18 protein-coding genes are annotated in these 16807 nt (G+C 47.6%); 6 read left to right on the forward strand and 12 right to left on the reverse strand.

The genetic code is table 11. From position 1 onward, the window contains the following. The first annotated feature begins 66 nt into the window (after window positions 1–66). Window positions 67–909: a protein kinase family protein gene (locus PMI05_RS06380; RefSeq protein WP_007718857.1), complete on the forward strand. Its 843-nt coding sequence runs from the start codon at window positions 67–69 to the stop codon at window positions 907–909. Between the two features lie 33 nt (window positions 910–942). On the opposite strand, the gene PMI05_RS30985 is transcribed toward PMI05_RS06380, so the two are convergent. The 3 genes from PMI05_RS30985 to PMI05_RS30990 all read right to left on the reverse strand — a co-directional run bounded on the left by PMI05_RS30985 (window position 943) and on the right by PMI05_RS30990 (window position 2674). Further along, on the reverse strand, window positions 943–1098 hold the full coding sequence (locus tag PMI05_RS30985; protein ID WP_007718860.1) for a hypothetical protein: 156 nt from the start codon (window positions 1096–1098) through the stop codon (window positions 943–945). Between the two features lie 36 nt (window positions 1099–1134). Continuing rightward, complete coding sequence (locus PMI05_RS06385) at window positions 1135–2379, reverse strand: DEAD/DEAH box helicase (protein WP_007718861.1); 1245 nt, start codon at window positions 2377–2379, stop codon at window positions 1135–1137. 151 nt (window positions 2380–2530) lie between these two features. Beyond that, the gene (locus PMI05_RS30990; protein WP_007718864.1) at window positions 2531–2674 is read right to left on the reverse strand and encodes a hypothetical protein; all 144 of its coding nucleotides are present in this window, start codon (window positions 2672–2674) and stop codon (window positions 2531–2533) included. Between the two features lie 136 nt (window positions 2675–2810). On the opposite strand from PMI05_RS30990, the gene PMI05_RS06390 reads away from it, so the two are divergent. Both PMI05_RS06390 and PMI05_RS06395 read left to right on the forward strand, forming a co-directional pair. Then, the gene (locus tag PMI05_RS06390; RefSeq protein ID WP_039960407.1) at window positions 2811–3875 is read left to right on the forward strand and encodes a phosphodiester glycosidase family protein; all 1065 of its coding nucleotides are present in this window, start codon (window positions 2811–2813) and stop codon (window positions 3873–3875) included. Between the two features lie 37 nt (window positions 3876–3912). Continuing rightward, window positions 3913–4428: a DUF6886 family protein gene (locus tag PMI05_RS06395; protein ID WP_007718868.1), complete on the forward strand. Its 516-nt coding sequence runs from the start codon at window positions 3913–3915 to the stop codon at window positions 4426–4428. A 44-nt stretch (window positions 4429–4472) separates the two neighbouring features. Here the strand turns inward: PMI05_RS06395 and PMI05_RS06400 are convergent, their stop codons facing one another. Both PMI05_RS06400 and PMI05_RS06405 read right to left on the reverse strand, forming a co-directional pair. Next, a complete protein-coding gene (locus PMI05_RS06400) occupies window positions 4473–6044 on the reverse strand; it encodes an ABC-F family ATP-binding cassette domain-containing protein (RefSeq protein WP_007718874.1) in 1572 nt (523 codons plus the stop codon). A gap of 38 nt (window positions 6045–6082) precedes the next feature. Continuing rightward, entirely contained in the window at window positions 6083–6940 is an 858-nt protein-coding gene (locus PMI05_RS06405) for a HEPN domain-containing protein (protein WP_007718876.1), read from the reverse strand. Window positions 6941–7329: 389 nt separating this feature from the next. Between PMI05_RS06405 and PMI05_RS06410 the strand changes: the two genes are divergently transcribed. Further along, window positions 7330–7479 (forward strand): hypothetical protein, encoded by a 150-nt coding sequence (locus PMI05_RS06410; protein ID WP_007718882.1) that lies wholly within the window; start codon window positions 7330–7332, stop codon window positions 7477–7479. 129 nt (window positions 7480–7608) lie between these two features. Next, entirely contained in the window at window positions 7609–8364 is a 756-nt protein-coding gene (locus tag PMI05_RS06415) for a hypothetical protein (protein ID WP_007718884.1), read from the forward strand. On the opposite strand, the gene PMI05_RS06420 is transcribed toward PMI05_RS06415, so the two are convergent. From PMI05_RS06420 to pdhA, 5 genes are all read right to left on the reverse strand, one after another. Next, window positions 8359–8520, reverse strand: coding sequence for an aspartyl-phosphate phosphatase Spo0E family protein (locus tag PMI05_RS06420; RefSeq protein WP_007718886.1), 162 nt, complete (start codon window positions 8518–8520; stop codon window positions 8359–8361). The genes PMI05_RS06415 and PMI05_RS06420 overlap by 6 nt on opposite strands. Window positions 8521–8642: 122 nt before the next feature. Continuing rightward, window positions 8643–10052 carry a dihydrolipoyl dehydrogenase gene (gene lpdA / locus PMI05_RS06425; RefSeq protein ID WP_007718888.1) on the reverse strand — a complete coding sequence of 470 codons (1410 nt, stop codon included), beginning with the start codon at window positions 10050–10052 and terminating at the stop codon, window positions 8643–8645. 6 nt (window positions 10053–10058) lie between these two features. Continuing rightward, on the reverse strand, window positions 10059–11447 hold the full coding sequence (locus tag PMI05_RS06430) for a dihydrolipoamide acetyltransferase family protein (protein ID WP_007718892.1): 1389 nt from the start codon (window positions 11445–11447) through the stop codon (window positions 10059–10061). 103 nt (window positions 11448–11550) lie between these two features. Then, entirely contained in the window at window positions 11551–12531 is a 981-nt protein-coding gene (locus PMI05_RS06435) for an alpha-ketoacid dehydrogenase subunit beta (RefSeq protein ID WP_007718902.1), read from the reverse strand. A 3-nt stretch (window positions 12532–12534) separates the two neighbouring features. Continuing rightward, window positions 12535–13620 (reverse strand): pyruvate dehydrogenase (acetyl-transferring) E1 component subunit alpha, encoded by a 1086-nt coding sequence (gene pdhA / locus PMI05_RS06440; protein ID WP_007718903.1) that lies wholly within the window; start codon window positions 13618–13620, stop codon window positions 12535–12537. A 328-nt stretch (window positions 13621–13948) separates the two neighbouring features. Here pdhA and PMI05_RS06445 point away from each other — a divergent pair, with 328 nt between their 5' ends. Then, complete coding sequence (locus tag PMI05_RS06445) at window positions 13949–14683, forward strand: esterase family protein (protein WP_007718904.1); 735 nt, start codon at window positions 13949–13951, stop codon at window positions 14681–14683. A gap of 3 nt (window positions 14684–14686) precedes the next feature. Here PMI05_RS06445 and PMI05_RS06450 read toward each other — a convergent pair whose 3' ends face one another. Then, complete coding sequence (locus PMI05_RS06450) at window positions 14687–14884, reverse strand: hypothetical protein (protein ID WP_015891590.1); 198 nt, start codon at window positions 14882–14884, stop codon at window positions 14687–14689. A gap of 143 nt (window positions 14885–15027) precedes the next feature. Beyond that, window positions 15028–16671 (reverse strand): peptide ABC transporter substrate-binding protein, encoded by a 1644-nt coding sequence (locus PMI05_RS06455; RefSeq protein WP_007718909.1) that lies wholly within the window; start codon window positions 16669–16671, stop codon window positions 15028–15030. Window positions 16672–16807: the final 136 nt, after the last annotated feature.

Consider the following 16807-nt stretch of genomic DNA (forward strand, 5'->3'; position numbering starts at 1 on the left):
CTATTGAAAAAAAGGTCAGCTTTTTCAAATCATGATAAGATGAAGGGAGGAGGGGAAAATCACACAATGTGGACTCGTATGAAGGCATGGTGGAACGAAACGATACGTGATAAGCCGTATCAGCCCAGCCACCTAGCAGGTCAGTATGAAATAACAAAAGTATTAGGGATGGGAAGCTACGGGATCGCCTATCTCGCCACGCACAACCCTACAGGTAATCAGGTCGTGCTGAAACAAGTGAAACCAAGCCTGCGGCACACGCCAAAAGGAGAAGCCATGCAAGCGTATGAAAAAAAGGTGCTGACATCCCTCTCGCATCCGCAAATCCCTCGCTGTCTGGATTCCTTCACTTATCGGCAAGACTCGTTTATGGTCATGACTTATATAGCAGGCCCGACACTCGAAGATATGTTGTTTGATCAAAACATCGTGGCTGATGAGCAAAAATGCGCCGAATGGATCCGCCAAATCGGGGGACTGGTGGCTTACCTCCACGAGCAAAATCTGATTCACCGCGACGTGCGTATCCCCAACGTCATCTGGAAAGAGGACAAGCCGTACCTGATTGATTTTGGCCTCGCTCGGTTCGTTGGTGATCGCCCGACTTATACGGCTGATACTCTTTCCGCCTACCCGTCTGAAAAACAATTGAAGCGAGAAGTTGCACCTTCCAGTGATTTGTACGCATTGGGACATTTCTTTTTATTCTTGCTCTATTCCGGATACGAAGCGGAAGATGACGCACCTGAAAAAAGCTGGGAAGAGGAGCTCTCGTTATCCCCTTCCATTCGAATGATGATTCGGCGTTTGTTACAAATGGACGCCCCTTATGAAAGCGTACATGATTGGCTCAGAGAGTTGGACCGCTATTTGATCCACTCCCAAGAAAAAAGAGCAGGACATCCGTAGACTTCACGGATTCTCCCTGCTCTTCTTCGTCATTCATTCTGCAATCGGCTCTTGTTTCGCCTGTTCCATCTTTTCCTTCAGTTCCCCTGCTTCCTGGCGCAGCACTTGTCGTTCGTGTTTCGTCAGAACTTCTCCACCAACTGTGCCATTTACCAGCAAATCCTCTTCATATAACCGATCTTTGCGCATGGAAACCTCCTGCAGACAAGTTGTGTACTTCTTGTCCTACTTTGTTCCAAAGCCGCCCTTCTTATGTGCACGATTTTGATTCCGTTTTCCAGGGCTCGCATTTTTCGCTGGAGCTCCTGACTTTTGTGCTGGAGCGGGCTTTCGTACAGGACGCGGATCTTCCAGCGCTCCGTGCGTCATGAATTTTTCAGCAATAGGCAAGCCTGTTTGCTTCGAAAATTTTTGGACGATGAACTGTTCCTGTGTTGTAATGATCGAAAATACCAGTCCGGCACGCCCCATACGCCCAGTTCGGCCACTGCGATGAATGTACGTGTCAGCATCCGATGCAGGGTCGTAATGAACAATACATTCCACACCTGGAATATCAATGCCACGTGCCGATACATCTGTCGTAATCAACACAGGGAATGCTCCATCCCGGAATTGTTGCAGGGTGCGGGCACGATCTTCTTTTGTAGCATCACGGTGCAAGAGTCTGCACGGCAAATGATGGTAGTTGAGCTTCGATACAATCTCGTCCACTTTTTCGATTTGATTGACAAAAACAATCGAGGAGCGAACATTGACGAGGCGCAACAAACGACGGAGCGTGTCCACCTTTTTGCGTGGATCGGTGACCAAATACATGTGTGCTACTCCTGCGGCGCCTTCTGGTGCTGCTGCGCGAATAACAGCAGCATCTTTTGTAAAAATTTCAGCCGTATGTACGACTTCCTCTGCGATTGTCGCGGAGAATAACAGGCGTTGAGTATCACGCAGTGTTTTTTTCATGACCTCTTGAACTGGCTTGCCAAAGCCCGCATCCAGCATCCGGTCTGCTTCGTCGACAACAACTGTCTTCACTTCATGGACCTTCAGCTTGCGCTGATCAATTAGCTCCAGCAGTCTTCCTGGTGTTGCTACGATCAATACAGGCTTCTTTTTCAGTCTCTCGATTTGGCGTTTCACATCGACTCCGCCAATAATGGACATCACGGCCGTGTCCTTGCCTGGCAGAAGGCTTTCTGCTTCCCGCGCAATCTGAACAACGAGCTCATGCGTCGGTGCAAGTACAATGGCCTGTACATCTTTTTGCTCCATATTGATTTTCGATAAAATCGGCAATAGATAAGCAAACGTCTTGCCTGTCCCAGTCGGTGATTCAATCAAGGCATCTCGACCAGCCAGAATCACCGGGATTGCTTCACTCTGAACAGGTGTCGGTGTTTCCATCTTTCGCTCTCGCAATATAGTCAACAGCGGTGCGCTAATTTGTAAATCTGCAAACGTGGTGCTCACAAAAACCCTCCTGGCATAAATTCGTGCATTGGGTAAGCTTACCACACTTTGCAGGTAGAAAACAGAGGTAAGCCAGTCCTCGTGAGGTATGGTCCATTGGAGATAGATAAAAACAGGCGAAATCCGCAATGGACTTCGCCTGACCTTCCTTCTACCCGTTATTGGAATCGATACGGGTTTCCTGCTTCTCACCCTGGTCTTGACGGTCCCGGCTGGTGGTTTGGTTACGTGTCCCTTTTGGACTTTCCATGTACTCCTCTACTTCCTTTTGAAACGCCTCATCATAGTCACGCACACCTATCACCTCCTGTCCTTTATTTTGACCAGGGTGATCACATATTATTTTCCTGAAACCTTTTACCCGGTCATGCGTCTTCTCCTATAGGAATGATAACCCTTGTACAATTTGTCAAATGGATGTGAATATGGATATGGAGATGTTATCGCGAACTCGCACACACAAGCGAGCCAAGCGTAAAAGACCAGGGCGTTGGGTTAAGAAATGGATCCTCGGCACTGCCTTAACCTGTACAAGCTTAGCGCTGCTGGGAATTATTTTTTTATTTGGAACGAAAAACGGAGTAGAATTACGTGAGTGGGCGGCAGGCACTTTGTTGACAACACAGCACGATTACTGGGCCCCCTATACGTTTTTACCTGATGAAAAATTGAAAGAACTAAAGCAGCAAATTACACATCCGACCGTTATCAATTCCGAAGGCACAGGCACGGCAGGACCTCCTGTTCCGCCGAAATCGAATCTGGTAACCGTTACACTTCCGGAGAAACCAAAGGAGCTAATCGAGATTGAGGAAATTGACGTCTCGAAAGGCAGTTATTACTTTAAAGGAAAAATCATGTACATTAGCGACCCGAGCAAAGTACGGCTCGTTGTCACGAATCGCAAGGACCGTGGAGATCTGCTTGATGAGTTTGTGAAGAAAACAGGAGCCATAGGGATTGTCAATGCGAGTGGATTCGCTGACCCAGACGGCTACGGCAAGGGAGCGCATGCCTACGGCGTCGTCATCCACGACGGAAAGATTTTGCAGGGCTACAATCCGAGAAGCGGAGAAACCGCGTTAGGGCTTACCTATGACGGTAAACTGATTACAGGCAGCTACTCGGCTGAACAACTCGTAAAGATGGGCGTGCGTGACGCTGTGAGCTTCCGTCCCCAGTTGATTGTAAACGGGAAAAATATGTTTGAAGGAAAGCCTGCCAAGAGCTGGGGTATTCAACCGCGTACCGCAATTGGACAAAAAGAAGACGGGACGATCGTATTTGCTGTCATAGACGGACGCCAGCCCGGCCATTCCATCGGCGCAAGCATGAACGACATGGCGGAAGTATTGGCCGAGCGCGGTGTGGTTACAGCAATGGCCATGGACGGTGGTTCCAGCTCCATGATGCTGCACAACGGTGAAGCCATCACGAAAACGTCTTCTCCTTATCATCGAGGCCGCTATCTGCCAAATGCGTGGGCTGTTTTTTAGAGAACCGCTGAGATGATTTAGAGGAGGTTTATGAATTTTGGACAAATTGTTTCATTACAGTGAAGACCCGTCCATTGCGATTTTTCATCCTCGTGCCCATCCCTCCTACCCCACACTTGCTCCGGCTGTTTGGGCGATTGATGAAGCACGAGCGCCGATGTATTATTTACCGCGAGATTGCCCGAGGATTTGCTTTTACAAAAAAGCAGATTCTGAGTCAGTAGACGTCGAGCGCTTTCTTGGCTTGACGAGTGCCAAAATGGTTATAGCTATCGAAAGCAAATGGTATCCCGTGCTTACACAAACAAAGCTATATGAATATATCTTCTCGCCAGAATCTTTTTATTGCTGGGACGAAGGCGCGGGCTACTATTTGTCAAAGGAAACGGTTACGCCACTAGACGTAAAGCCATTAGGAGACCTCGTACACTGCCTTAGCCAAGCGGATATTGAATTGCGAATCACTCCGTCACTGTTGCCGCTTCGAGATGCATTGCTACAAAGCAGTCTGCACTTTTCCATGATCCGTATGCGAAATGCGTCACTCACATAAAAAAACAGGCAGTCTCACCCAATGGTGGCTGCCTGTTTTTGCTTTTACAATTTAATCGGTGTTTTTGCCTGCTCCAAGCTCCATTTCTCAACATCCCACGTCTGTGTAACCCAATCCTCATAAAATTCAGGTTCGTGGCATACGAGAAGGACGGTCCCTTTGAACTCCTTCAAGGAGCGTTTGAGCTCTTCCTTGGCGACGACATCCAAGTGGTTCGTCGGCTCGTCAAATACCAGCCAGTTGCTTTCGCGCTGCAGTAATTTACAGAGACGAACTTTTGCTTGCTCGCCCCCGGATAGAGCGTTCATGTTACGATTGATATGCTCATTTTTCAAGCCACAACGTGCCAGCGCTCCGCGAACCTCATGGTTATTCATGGAAGGGAATTCATTCCATACATCATCGAGTGCAGTGATTGGCTTCGCCTTTACTTCTTGCTCGAAGTAAGCAGGATGGAGGAAATCGCCTTTTTCCAGCTTTCCATCCAGCGGAGGAATCACACCCAGCAACGTTTTCAACAGGGTAGACTTACCGACACCGTTCATGCCGACAATCGCTACTTTTTCACCGCGCTCCAGCTTCACGCTAAGCTTCGGCAGCAATGCATGAGAATATCCGATCTCCAGGTTTTCAGCCTCGATGACAAAACGGCTACTTGCCCGGGATTCCTTAAAGATAAACGAAGGTTTCGCAGCCGTTTCCGGCTTGTCGATGCGATCCATTTTATCGAGCTGCTTTTGACGGCTCTTCGCCCGGCCGGTAGTAGACGCACGAGCTTTATTGCGCGCAATAAAATCTTCCATTTTTGCGATTTCTTCCTGCTGCTTTTCAAATGCGTCAAAGTGCTGACTGCGTTTCGTCTCAGACTGTGCCAGGAAGGATTCGTAGTTCCCTGTGTAACGATTCAGCTTGGTAAATTCCAAATGATAAATCACATTCACGACTTCGTTCATGAAGGTCGTGTCATGGGAAATCAGCATGAAAGCGTAAGGGTATTCCTTCAAGTAGTTTTTCAGCCACACGATATGCTCTTCATCCAAGTAGTTCGTCGGCTCATCCAGCAAAAGAACAGTTGGTTGTTCCAGCAACAATTTTGCCAAAAGAACCTTGGTGCGCTGACCACCAGAGAGGGATGCAACGTCACGTTCCAAACCGATTGCACTCAAGCCCAAAGCGTTGGCGATTTCATCTACCTTTGCATCGATCAAATAAAAGCCGCTTGTTTCCAGCTTGTCTTGAATTTCGCCCATGCGCTCCAGCAATTCTTCCAGTTCCTCTGGAGTTGCCTCGGCCATCTTTTCACCAATCGTGATCAGTTCCGCCTCTTGCTCCAAGAGCGGCAGGAAGGCGTCCTTGAGTACGTCACGAATCGTTTTACCAGCTTGCAGCTTGGTATGCTGATCCAAATATCCGTATTCGATTTTGGGCATCCATTCAATACGACCGTTATCAGGCAAGTTTTGGCCTGTCAAAATCCCCATCATCGTTGATTTTCCGGTACCATTTGCGCCTACGAGTCCTACCCGGTCATTCGGTTGCAAACGGAAAGACACATCGCGAAACAAAACACGGTCCCCAAAACCATGGGACAAATTCTCTACAATCAAAACACTCATGCTCTATTCTTCCTCCTGATCTGTTTCCTCTATGAGGCTTACAACAAAATTCTTTCAAAAAAAGTAGGAGCGTACCGTTCCACATAAGATTCGCCCGTAAATACCAATTCGTCCAGCCGAACACGCATATCCTGAAGGTTGACACTTTCCCCAGCGATGTTCAAGATCGCGGCTCGTGTCATCGCCCTCAGAATATTGACTTCTGTAGCCAGCTTGTCACCGAACAGCTTGCCGCTATGCACAATCTCTGAGCGATGATTGTACGATTTTTTTACAAACTGTGCAATCCGTTCACGCTGCAAGGCGGTTTCTCCAAAATAGTACGCCATTCGGACACGCAATTTATAGGTAATCTCGCCTTTTTTGCCATCGGGAACGAACAATGATTCCAATGCAATCCACAGATCCAACAGCTGATCCTCGTAGTTTTTCTTCTCCAGCGAAAGCGCATAGCGACGAAAAGCAAGGGACGGCAGCTTCTGTTCGACTAATGAAGTAAAAATGCCCGCAGTTTCGTCATCAAATGTGTACTTGTCACCATCAAGCGATCGCTTCAAATACGTAATGCCATACATATTGCCATTGACGGTGATGATGTAAGGAATCGAACAAGTCCCCGTTGTGGACGCTAGATTCAGCTTACTTTCGATTTCTTCAATCCACACCCGATCATCCGTTACTTTCATCTCTTCGTGATCCCCGACTAAAAATAAACTGCTGGGATCTACACGCAAATCAAAGGTTCGCTTGTTCTCGTCCATCTCATTGCGCAAGAAACGAGACGCGATCTCATATGGCCTCTTTGCGCCTGATATGAGCGTGTACGAATTAGGCAAATCGATCCGAACGGGCTGTGCCGTTGTTGAATTGAATACGGGGGCGATTAAGACCGGCATAGTTCTCGCTCCTTCCAGACCAGCAGAGCTCGCTTATTGTTTACATAATAAATATTATGTTCTATAAACAGTATCGTGCCATTCTGTAGTTTTGACAACATATCAATTCCTTCTAAATGTGGACATGCTTCCTCACCCTACGAGTTCAAAAGTTGTCTTTTCAGCACCGAGAAAGTGGCGAGAACTTGAAGAAGGAGGAGCGGAGTGTAGGGGACCTACATGAGCACCGGACTTCGAAGGTGAACGCCAATTACGATGTCGAGTAAACTTACAGAACAACATCGTGATCAAAAGACGACTTTTGGACAACCTCATTATAGAATACCAGCATTTCCTATGATTCGTCATCATGTGTTTACGCCAAACTAGGTAAAGAAGGAGTTGATTTTATGGAAAAGGACCATATTCTTGATGAAAATCCGCATCAAACTTACAATAACGTAGCTCGCCCGCTGGAACAGACTGGCGAACCCCAGACTGGCTCTAAAAAAGTGAAGCAGGAAAATCATTCGCGATCCATTCAAACACGCGAAGGATAATGAATGGCACCCGGCTCCATTGCAGTCGGGTGCCCCTACCCTTCCTTTTTTTTACATCGAAAAAGATTGAATTGTCCCACAAGGATGCACTATGATAAATTTAGTATCCTTGATGGAGGTTAAGTGAAGATGATCACCATTCCACTTCCGGGCAACCATAGCCCTCTTTCCAATTTGATCAGCTATAGTGTTTCCCCGCTGTATGAGATGGCTGCTAGTTTGTATACACTCGCCCAAGAGACACCTCCCGAGCGATTTGCGTATTGGACCGAAGAAAAGTTAGAGCAGTTTGAGTCAGCCCGTCTTTTAAAAGAATGGGGTTATTTTGTCCCCCTCTTTCGATATGGGATCCCAGACTCATTTGACCCCCTACATACAAAAGGTGTGATGGCTGTCGATGATCAGTATGAGTACTTCGTCACACTTCCCACTGATCATTTTGTGCGTAGCATGAAGCCGATCTTAGAAGAGTGGTTATCGCATCACGATACTCCTCTGGTTGCCTTCGATTTAGAAGAGGATGCCGATTATGTGAAAGGCCGTTTCAGCCTGTTCGTTTCATCTTATTGGCAGTTATTTTTTGAGGCGAATTGGGAGGCGATTGCTCCGAAATTCGTACGTGAAGCAGAACGGATTTATTACTCTTTACAAGGAATCGAATCCCTTACTACCTATCTGCAATCCATTTCTCCCGCAATTACCTATGACACAGAAACTCATCAGCTTACCTGTCCGAGTAGTGGTCCAAGCAACGATGCGCAGCATCTCATTCTTTATCCTAGCTATTATTATGCCCAAGAACCCACGCTTACGAAAAAAGGCTATAATGCCCATTTGCTGTACTCCATCTCGGAAGTACCCACTCAACCAAAAACGCCCTCATGAAGGGCGTTTTTCATGTTGCATATGTGCGACAATCAATTTATCTAATTGTTGGCTGATTCTCACGATCTCAGGGTCAAGAAAATTGTAACCTGCATCTTTTGCTGCGCGCTCTAGCTTTAGTCGCAAGTCATCAATCATCTTACTCGTAGTTTCCATGATGCAGACCCCCACCTAACGTTGTCTCCCACTATTTTACATTATATAAGAACAGGTGGAAAGGGTAAGATGTGGAAGAAAAAGCCTTGCACCCATTTCCGGTACAAGGCTTTTCCCACTTTTTATTTCATGACGTGGATCGGACGACCCAGAGCCAATTCAGCAGCTTCCATTGTTACTTCACCCAGTGTTGGATGTGCGTGGATGGTCAACTCGATGTCTTCAAGTGTTGCGCCCATTTCGATCGCCAATCCGATCTCTGCGATGATGTTGGATGCTTCTGGACCAACGATTTGCGCACCCAATACGAGATTCGTTTCTTTTTCTGCAATCAGCTTCACGTAGCCTTCGCCTGCATTTACAGACAGAGCGCGACCGTTTGCTGCGAATGGGAAACGACCAACAACGTAATCGATGCCTTTTTCTTTTGCTTCTTTCTCATTGATTCCTACGCTTGCGATTTCTGGATCGCAGAATACAACCGCTGGAATCGCTTTGTAGTCCACTTCTGCCGGATGTCCAGCAATTGCCTCAGCAGCAACCTTACCTTCGTAGGAAGCTTTGTGAGCCAACGCAGGACCTGCTACAATATCCCCGATCGCGTACACGTTAGGAATGTTCGTGCGGCCTTGCTTGTCAACTACGATCAACCCACGGTCAGTCACGTTCATGCCGATGTCGCGAATACCGAGTTCATCTGTATTCGGACGGCGTCCAACAGTAACGAGTACGTATTCCGCCTCGATCTTTTGTTGCTCGCCTTTTACTTCTGCAGTTACGATTACGCCGTTTTCTGTCTCTTCCATTCCTTGTGCCAGTGCTTTTGTATGGATGGTAACGTCGAGCTTTTTCAGCTTACGTTCCACCAAACGTGGCATGTCTGGCTCAAATCCTGGCAAGATTTGATCGGAGCCTTCCAAAATCGTAACTTTTGTTCCGAACTTCGCGAACACCGTACCGAGCTCGATCCCAATGTATCCGCCACCGATTACCACGAGGCTCTTCGGCAGTTCAGTCAAGGACAGCGCTTCAGTAGAAGACATTACGCGTTTGCCAAACGGGAATGCAGGCAACTCGATTGGACGCGAACCAGTTGCAATGATGCAATGCTGGAAGCGATAACGGTTGACATCATAACCGTGGAATACACGTACTTCATTTTCACTTACGAACAGCGCTTCACCAGGGATTACCTGGATTTTGTTGCCTTTGAAGAGGGAGCCAACGCCACCAGTCAGTTGCTTCACGATGCCGCTTTTCCACTCTTGTACTTTGGCAAAATCCACTTTTACATTTTCCATCGTGATACCCATGGATTCTGTATGTTGTGTGTGCTCATATGTGTGTGCAGCGTGGATCATCGCTTTGGAAGGAATGCAACCTACGTTCAGGCACACGCCACCCAGTTCACCTTTTTCCACGACAGCTACTGTTTTTCCCATTTGAGCAGCACGAATCGCTGCAACATATCCACCTGGGCCAGCACCGATTACGAGCACGTCTACTTCTGTGGTAAATTCACCTACTACCATTGTCTCTTATCCCTCCATGACGAGCAGCGTTGGGTTTTCCAAGAGCTGCTTCACGTAGTTGACGAAACGCTGTGCAGGTTCGCCATCAACCAAGCGGTGGTCAAAGCTCAAGGACAGGTGCAACATTTGACCTACCACGATTTCTCCGTTTTTCACAACTGGTTTTTCACTAATGCGGCCAACACCCAAAATTGCTACTTCTGGATGGTTAATGATTGGCGTGAAGAACATACCACCAGCAGAACCGATGTTTGTGATGCTGAAAGTAGAACCTTTCAACTCATCTGCAGTTGCTTTGCGGTCGCGTGCTTTCTTCGCCAGTTCGCCGATTTCGCCTGCGATTTGGAAAATGGATTTGCTGTCAGCAGATTTTACAACTGGCACGAGCAAACCGTCTTCTGTCGAGGTAGCGATACCGATGTTGTAGTACTTTTTGAAGATGATTTCTTGTTTTTCATCATCGATAGAAGCGTTGAGTTCTGGGAATTTCTTCAGACCAGCTACTACTGCTTTCACGATCATAGGTAGGTAAGTCAGCTTCACACCGCGCTCTTCAGCAAGTGGCTTCGCATCTTTACGCATAGCGACAAGCGCTGTAACATCCACTTCGTCGAAGATGGTAACGTGTGGTGCTGTGTAAGCAGATTTCACCATTGCTTTCGCGATTGCTTTACGCATACCTTTCAGCGGAACGCGCTCTTCCAGCTCGCCTGCTGTAGGTGCGTGGTGAACAGTTGGAGCCGCTGCTGCTTGTGCTACACCTGTAGCTGCTGCAGGAGCTTCAGGTGCTACTGGAGCTGCCGCTGCTTGTGCAGTTGGTGCTGCTGCTCCACCAGATACGAAGCGATCTACATCTTCGCGTGTGATGCGACCCAATTTGCCTGTACCAGGTACATTAGCCAATTGAACGCCTTTTTCACGAGCGTATTTGCGAACGGAAGGCGTAGCCAACACGTGTTTACGGTCAATTGGTGCCGCTACTGCTGTTGCAGTTGCTTGTGCCATTGGCGTTTCCAGTGCTTGGTTCGCATTTGCGCTCACTTGGGAACCGATGTCGCAGCCTGGCTCCATTTTTTCTGCAGCTTCAGGCGCTGGTGCCGCTTCAGCAGCGTGGGAATCGCCATGGCCATGGTCTGGCAGGTTCGGAATTTCGCCTTCTACGTCAAACTCGATCAGTGGATCGCCGACTACGGAAACCGTACCCTCGGTTACTTTCAGTTCGATAACTTTTCCTTTAACAGGCGATGGTACTTCTACAACCGCCTTGTCATTTTGTACTTCCATGATGACTTGGTCTTCTTCAACGGAATCTCCGGGCTGTACGTGCCATTTGACGATTTCGCCTTCATGGATACCCTCGCCGAGCTCCGGGAGTCTGAATGTAAAACGACTCACAGTATCTCCTCCTTAATAGAGATTTATCATTTATTTTTAGTTATTATCGGCCAAAAGAAGGCGGAAAGCTTTCAACTTTTCCGCCATTATGTCTGTTTCTCAATTAAAAATCGAGGACTTGTGTCAGACCATCTACTACGCGTTTTACGTCAGGCAGCCATACATCTTCTGCTTGAGCAAACGGGTAAACCGTATCTGGTGCTGTAATACGCAGTACTGGTGCTTCGAGGTGCAGGATCGCACGCTCGTTGATTTGCGTGATGATTTCTGCCGCAACACCAGACGTTTTTTGTGCTTCTTGAACAACGATCGCACGGTTTGTTTTCTTCACAGAAGCTACGATGGTATCGATATCGAGTGGGCTGATGGTGCGCAGGTCGATTACTTCTACTTTTGCTCCACGCGCTTTCTCGATTTCTTCTGCTGCTTTCAGGCTGGTATGCACCATCGCACCATAGGTGATGATGGTAACATCGCTACCTTCTTTTACTACGTTTGCCTTGCCAAGTGGAATCGTGTACTCGCCTTCTGGAACTTCTTGACGGAAGGAACGGTACAGCTTCATGTGCTCCAGGAATACAACTGGATCGTTGTCGCGAATCGCGGAGATCAACAGTCCTTTTGCATCATATGGGTTGGAAGGGATAACCACTTTCAGACCCGGAGTTTGCAGCATCAAACCTTCCAAAGAGTCCGCATGCAGTTCAGGCGTTTTTACACCGCCACCAAACGGGGAGCGGAATGTAATTGGGCTCGTGAAGCGACCACCAGAACGGTAGCGCATACGGGAAGATTGGGATGCTACTGCATCAAACGTTTCAAATACGAAACCGAAGAACTGAATTTCTGCTACTGGACGGAAGCCGTTGATGGAAAGACCGACAGCCAAACCGCCGATTCCGGACTCAGCGAGTGGCGTATCGAATACGCGCTGCTCACCGAACTCAGCTTGCAGACCTTCTGTTGCACGGAACACCCCGCCGTTGTTACCTACGTCTTCACCGAAGACAAGAACGGTTTCATCGCGCTTCAACTCTACGCGCATTGCATCCGTAATGGCTTGAACCATTGTCATTTGTGCCATGGCTTATTTCGACTCCTTCGCCAGGAATTCTGCCTTTTGCTCTTCGAGTGCAGGCGGCAGTGTCTCAAACATTACATCGATCAGTTCGCTAACTTTCATCTTAGGTGTTTCGTCCGCTTTTTTAATTGCGTCCGCAACAGCTGCTTTCGCTTCTTCGATGACAGCTTCTTCGTCTTTTTCGCTCCAGAGGCCTTTTGCTTCGAGGAACTTGCGGAAGCGAATCAGTGGATCGCGCAGTTCCCACTCGCTTTGCTCTTCACCTGTACGGTAACGAGTTGGGTCGTCACCAGCCATGGTGTGAGGACCATAACGGTACGTCATTGCTTCGATCAGAGTCGCACCTTCGCCATTCACGCCGCGCTCTTTTGCTTGTTGAACCGCGTAGTAAACTGCGAGAATGTCCATACCGTCAACGCGTTCGCTAGCAATACCAGCCGCAACTGCTTTGACTGCGATATTTTCAGAAGCCGTTTGTTTTTCGAACGGCAGAGAGATCGCATAACCGTTGTTTTGGGAGAAGAAGATAACAGGCAGCTTGTATACCCCTGCAAAGTTCATACCCTCGTAGAAGTCACCTTGGGAGGTCGCACCGTCACCAAAGTAGTTGATCGCAACATTCTTTTCACCGCGCAGCTTGTAACCCATTGCAACACCTGTTGCTTGTGTACATTGAGCCGCGATGATGATTTGTGGCATCAATACGTTTACACCTTCAGGAATTTTACCACCCTCGATGTGTCCGCGGGAGTACAGGAACGCTTTATGCATAGGGTAACCATGCCATACCATTTGTGGAATATCACGGTAGCTAGGCAGGACAAAATCTTCTTTGGAAAGAGCAGCCTCGGAACCGATCATGCTTGCTTCTTGACCAGCTACTGGTGCATAGAAACCAAGACGACCTTGGCGATTCAAGCTGATTGCGCGTTGGTCCCATACACGGGTAAATACCATTTTACGCATCAGTTCACGCAATTCATCATCGGAGAGCTTAGGCATCAAGTCAGGACGAACAACCGTACCATCCGGGGCAAGAATTTGCAGCGGGGCGTTGTTCTCTGTTTGTTCAACAGCAGTGGATACGCTCATCACATTCACCTCGTCACTAGAATAAGGGACTTCCTTTTCCCGAGTTGCCCTTTGTCGCCTCTATCTGAGCATCTGCTCGAAGAGTGACGAATGCAATTCGCGGCGGAAGTGGCCCTGTTAAAAACCAGAAGAAAGTTGCATGGTGCAAGAAAGGGCTTACAGCGCCGTTTGCAACACCCTGTTATAATGCAGACGAAATACCTGTTTAATGTGTTACAGTATTGATATTACAGGGTTTATTTCCTCTCTGTTATCATTTACTATATAAGCTGTATCAGTTTTTTTCAAGGCTTAGTTTTTCATTTGAGCAAACAGGGAGTGTGAATCGATGTCTGACTATGTAAAGCGAACCATTATGAAAGAAGAAGTGCCCAGCATCCACGTGGACACTCCCCGCTCGGTCAAAGTATACCTTCCACCGGGGTACAATGAGCTTCTTTCTTACCCTGTTGTGTATTGCCAGGATGGGAACGACTTTTTTACGATGGGGCGAATCGCGACCATCTCCAATCAATTGATTCTGGAAGAAGGTATCGAACCCTACATCGTCGTCGGTGTCTCAGTCGATCGCAACAAGCGCACGAGCGAGTATTCTCCATCGGGGTCGAGAAACGCAGCCTATCAGCGTTTTTTCACCGAAGAGCTGATTCCTTACATAGAGGAGCGTTATCCCGTGCGCCGTGATCCTGGTTCACGTATACTGGCAGGAGATTCTTTGGGCGGAACCGTTTCTTTGCATCTCGCATTGGAACACCCCGACCTCTTTCCACAAGTACTCGCGCTGTCCGGTGCGTTTTTTCAAACGACACTCGACCCGCTTTTGAACCAGTCCAGCCTATCCTGGCTGCGAATCTGGATGGTTGTCGGCCTTGATGAGACAGCTGTGGAAACAAGTGCGGGTACCTTCGATTTCGTGCAATGGAATCGCGAGGCAAAACAGATTCTTGAGGACAAGCAAGCAACCTTGTCCTATCGAGAAAAACCAGGAAATCACGTCTGGGGTTTGTGGCAAAAAGAGCTGCCTGACGCCTTGCGCTACTTCTTCCCACCTCCACGTCTGTAACCATTACGAGCCATTGATTTCTTTAATATCCTCGTACCCGTAATACCGGCCATCCACCAGGAAAATACCTTGGTGGTTGGCTTTTTCAATTTCGCCCGCAACCTGATTGGCGTCGTTTAGGACGATGTTGACAATCTTGCTCTCGTCCCGTTTCATTTGATTGAGAATGCGTTCACGCTCTTTAGCCGAGATCATATCCATCCCTCTTTTCCCCTATGTTGGATAGCTATAGTATTTCATTGGCAGGTCTGAATTACACACAAGTGAGTCAACCGAATGGAACAAAAAAAAGCCTTGCCGCTCTCCAATTTTCCGGGCTCGGCAAGGCTTTTATACGTCTTTATTTATTGTTCGATGGTTGTATATTTAAAATCTCTACCACCAAACGGGTTGATCAAAAATCCTTTGACTTTGTCATTTTTTATATACGGTCTTGCGCCATAATACACAGGAGCAATCGGCATTTCCTCCATTAAGATGGTCTCTGCCTCACGCATGATCGCATTACGCTTCGTCGGGTCTTTTTCCAAGTAACTCTGGACGATTAGCTCGCGGTATCTGTCGTTTTCCCAAGCAGCGTCGTTCGTCCCCACTGTTTTGTCCTTGAAAATTTCCAGGAAATTGATGGGGTCGTTAAAATCAGCACCCCAATTTCGGTAGGCAAACTGATAGTTTTTGGCGCGCTTGTTTTGTAAAAATACTTTTTCTTCCAAGCCACTGATTTTTACATCAACACCTAGGCTTCTTTTCCATTGATCCTGAAGAGCTTCAGCCAGCTTTTTCTGACGATCGTCACCTGAGCCATACGTGTATGTCACTTCAGGCATCGATGAAAGCCCCAGCTCCTTTAACCCTTCAGCCAATAACTGTTTGGCTTTGTCTACATCCTCTTGAAAATAGTCATTTCCGCTGAGTTGCATAGAGGGCGGAACCCATGCAAGAGCCGCAGGCACCCCTGTTTGCACAATTCCGTCTATGAGAGGCTGCCGTTGGATCGAATACGAGAAGGCTTGACGAATCTTTTTATTCGTAAAAGGGGGTTTGGTTGTATTAAAGGTGACTGCAACTGTGTTCGGATAAGGCGCCATCACGATTTTTCCTTCCTCCTGCAAAGCGGGGATCACATCGACTGGCAACACGTAGCTTGGATGCCCTCCCCAATCCAAATCACCAGAATCAAACAACGCTTGAGCGGTGTTAGTATCGGTAATCATGCTCCAAACGATTTTGTCGAGCTTCACGGCATCTTTCTCATGATACTTCTCGTTTTTCACAAGAACCAATTTGTTTTTATGCTCCCACATCTCCATTTTGAATGGGCCGTTGCCCACGTAGTTGTCTGGAGACGCTGCCCAGTCCGGATGTGCCTCCAAAGTCTTTTTATGTAAAGGAAACAATGTCGGGAAAGCCGTCAGCTCATAAAAAAACGGAGCTGGCGAATTAAGCTTGACCTCTAGTGTAAAATCGTCTAGCGCTTTGACCCCTACGCCTTCATGCGATCCTTTCCCTGTGTTGAATTCCTCAGCCCCTTTAATGAAATAAAGCATGTAGGCATATTCGGATGCTGTCTTCGGATCGAGATTTCTTTTCCAAGCGAACTCAAAATCATGGGCAGTTACCGAATCTCCGTTGCTCCATAGCGCATTCTTTTTCAATGTAAACGTGTACGTGGTCAAATCCTCGGATACCGTATAACTGTCGGCAATTGCGTTGGCTATTTTCCCATCCGGTCCATAGCGAGTCAATCCTTCAAAACAGGCAGTAATGACATCAAAGGAAGTGCCATCGGAAGCAAGACCGGGATCTGCTGTCGGAGGCTCTCCACCGTCTGCGTTCCAATTCAATACCATCTCTTTTCCCGTTGGCTGCGTTGGTTGAGATGCCTGATCATTCGGTTTGTTCTTTACCGACGTATCACTTGAACTACATCCCGCTAAAACTTGAAGTAGCAAGAAGCAGCTCAAAATGAAGCTCATTCTCTTTCTCATCGATTCCATCCCCCTTGATTCCATTCGATTCCATACACTAGTAACGCTAATGCTTTATCACACTACCATGATAATGCAAGTGTAGACGAAACAAATCAGACGGTATGGCGAAAAACAGATCGCGTAAAGACTCATT

The sequence above is a fragment of the Brevibacillus sp. BC25 genome (assembly GCF_000282075.1).
Taxonomy (GTDB): Bacteria; Bacillota; Bacilli; order Brevibacillales; family Brevibacillaceae; genus Brevibacillus.